Source organism: Flavobacterium tructae, from assembly GCF_002217475.1.
Lineage (GTDB): Bacteria > Bacteroidota > Bacteroidia > Flavobacteriales > Flavobacteriaceae > Flavobacterium > Flavobacterium tructae.
The window spans coordinates 1-1,407 of sequence record NZ_MUHH01000008.1 but is presented as its reverse complement, the minus strand read 5'-3'; the positions used below and the strand labels follow the sequence as shown (position 1 = coordinate 1,407).

The 1,407-nt window shown below is 39.1% G+C and carries 1 protein-coding gene; it reads right to left on the bottom strand.

What is annotated here, in order from left to right:
• Positions 1-1,407: non-ribosomal peptide synthetase (locus B0A80_RS01660; RefSeq protein WP_124020552.1), on the bottom strand; the 1,407-nt coding region annotated here is incomplete at both ends.

Genomic DNA, 1,407 nt, shown 5'->3' with positions numbered 1-1,407 from the left:
CCATTACTGGTCAAAGGCATGGCATCCAGGCTAACCCAAAGCATAGGAACCATATAATCAGGCAAACGAAGCCTTAGCTCATCCTGAACCAGTTCCTTGTCAAAATCACTCTGAGAAACAACATATCCTACCAGTCGCTTGCCACCCGATAAATCATCCTGGGCCAATACCACCGCCTGTCGGATATAAGAAAGCTCAATAAGAGCACTCTCTATCTCTCCAAGCTCAATACGATAACCACGGATCTTCACCTGATCATCACCGCGGCCGATAAACTCCAGATTACCGTCCGGAAGCCAGCGAGCCAAATCACCCGTCCTGTAAATACGTTCACCGGCTATAAAGGGATTAGACACAAACTTCGCCGAAGTAAGTTCCGGATTATTCAGATATCCGCGGCCTACGCCTACTCCACTAACCAATAACTCCCCAACTACTCCTATAGGTAATAAATTATCAAATTCATCAACTACATATAAAGACATATTTGCTATAGGTTTTCCAATAGGAACAATGGAACTTTCTGGTGCTTCTTTCATTATATAAAGACTTACATCGTCAGATGCCTCTGCTGGACCATATGCATTGACTACTGGAATAAAGGGGTATAATGAAAACCAAGACTGCAATAATGATTGTGTAGCAGTTTCTCCTGTAATAAGAAAATAATGTAAATCCTCTAAGCCTCTTGTTGAACCTATTTCTAATAAATTTAACAAATAAGAAGGTACCAATTGAAGGTGTGTAACTCCATAATATGATAAAGCATTCTGAAAACCATATATATTCAATATCATTTGGTTACTGTAAATAACGATACGGCCTCCACACAATAAGCCACTTAATAATTGCCAAACTGAAATGTCGAATGTAAATGGTGCTGTAAAAGCTATAACACTTTCATTATTCATTTGCAATTCATCAATCATAACCAAGAGATGATTTAATAACCCGCAGTGGTCGATCATGGCTCCTTTGGGAACACCTGTACTACCTGATGTATAAATTACGTAACTAAGTGAATGAGTAGAGTAAGAAATCTTTAATGCGTCTTTTGAACAATCGTGATAGACTGATAAAGCATCATCCAGAGCAATCAGCGACACATTAGATAGGGATCTTAAAATATTAATAGTTGAATTGTCTGAAAGCAAAAAAGAGCATTTTATATCATTAACAATATAATCTATTCGCTCTTTCGGGTAACCCGGATCAATAGGCACATAAGCTGCTCCTGATTTAAGAATACCCATAATACCTATAAGCATCTCTAAACTGCGCTCCAGACAGATACCAACAAGACTATCAGGTTCAACACCTTCACCTCTGAGGTAATGTGCCAGCTGATTAGACTTATTGTCCAGCTCCCTATAGCTTAACGCCTCTTCCTGATAAACAACAGCTATC